Annotated in this window: 1 protein-coding gene; it reads left to right on the top strand. The window is 33.9% G+C overall.

The window, feature by feature from the left end; genetic code table 11:
• Window positions 1-194 precede the first annotated feature (194 nt).
• Window positions 195-752, top strand: coding sequence for an ArsR family transcriptional regulator (locus I6E72_RS19620; protein ID WP_197113910.1), 558 nt, complete (start codon window positions 195-197; stop codon window positions 750-752).
• Window positions 753-989 lie beyond the last annotated feature (237 nt).

Here is a 989-nt window from a genome sequence, read left to right as displayed (position 1 = left end):
GCAGCCAAAGCTTGGGCCTCACATTACCCGAACTTGGTTAAAGTATTAATTAATTTATGGGTTTATTATCCATACAAGAACTTCAAACGGAAAATACATTTAGCTGTTTTCACTTCATTCAACATTTTACCCAACTATATTTTCCGCTTAAGTAGGCGCTTGTACCCAAGGTTTATCAATATTATGGAATATGTATGAAAGTTAGCAACCCTCTTACAATTATTGCTATTTTCGCTGGTGTAGCGGAAACATTGGCTACAGTCGCACTAGTTCAATTACCCTTAGAAATACAATCTATTTTTGTTTATTTCGTTATGACTTTTCCTGCAACTATCGTGTTGTTATTTTTCTTTGTGCTCTATTTTAAAAACACAGTATTATATGCCCCTAGTGATTTTGATGACCAAAGTCATTACCTCGAAGCCAACAATTTGAAAGAAAAAGTTAATAATAAATTGGAGTTAATATTCAAAGATATAAACGAGCGTGGATCAAAGCTATCTAAAGAAGAATTGAACCAAGCAAAATCTTCGTTAGCTAAAACAATCACAAGGGAAACAATGCCTCCATCAATGCTTACAATTCTAAATCACTTGACTAAAAAACCTTCAAATTTGTATGATCTTTCTATAACTTTAGGCGTCACAAGAGAGCGAGTAAGACAACTCTTAATTCATTTAGAACAAAACGGTTTGGTTGAACAAGTAAAAGATGCTCACGGAGCAGGTGTTCTTTGGAAGGCGAGTACATAATAAGGTATTTAAATAAAATAAAAACAATGGCTTACATTTATTTTGCTCTATATTTTATCCAGCTTAACGAGGCGTTGAGGCTGTAGAATTACTCATTTTTAAGAAAAACAGCCTGTTTTATGGGTTCCAAATGCATTACCTAATGCTTTAAAAAGCGCTTTGTAGTGGTCAATAAAATTTGGCCACAGTTTTAGAGTCTTTGTATCTAATCTCAGATTCATTTGGCGCTAAACCAGC

Source organism: Pseudoalteromonas sp. NSLLW24 (genome assembly GCF_015864725.1).
In the GTDB taxonomy this organism is placed as follows: Bacteria; Pseudomonadota; Gammaproteobacteria; order Enterobacterales; family Alteromonadaceae; genus Pseudoalteromonas; species Pseudoalteromonas arctica.
The sequence above is the reverse complement of the archived record's forward strand: the minus strand, read 5'-3'. Positions and strand labels throughout refer to the sequence as shown.